This window comes from Escherichia sp. AM3, from assembly GCF_032029835.1.
Classification (GTDB): domain Bacteria; phylum Pseudomonadota; class Gammaproteobacteria; order Enterobacterales; family Enterobacteriaceae; genus Escherichia; species Escherichia coli.
Map to the genome: position 1 here is coordinate 1 of NZ_JAVUPQ010001174.1, position 250 is coordinate 250.

At 62.4% G+C, this 250-nt stretch carries 1 pseudogene; it reads right to left on the reverse strand.

Annotated features, from left to right (window positions below):
* A pseudogene (locus RTW80_RS30210) lies at positions 1-250 on the reverse strand (A/G-specific adenine glycosylase); the annotation flags it as partial.

The following is a 250-nucleotide window of genomic DNA, read 5'->3' on the forward strand; positions in this document are numbered from 1 at the left end:
TTTCTTGCCCGGCCAGCCATCTACGGCGTAGCAGCGTGCGAGCACGCGCTTGACGTTGCCGTCGAGAATAGGGAAATGTTTGCCTAAAGAGAGGGAAAGGATTGCGCCTGCGGTTGAACGCCCGACGCCGGGCAAATCCGCCACCTCGTCAAAGGTCTCCGGGAATTTACCGTTGTGGCGGGTGGCGACCTGCTGTGCGGCTTTGTGCAGGTTGCGCGCGCGGGCGTAATAGCCGAGGCCGGTCCACAGG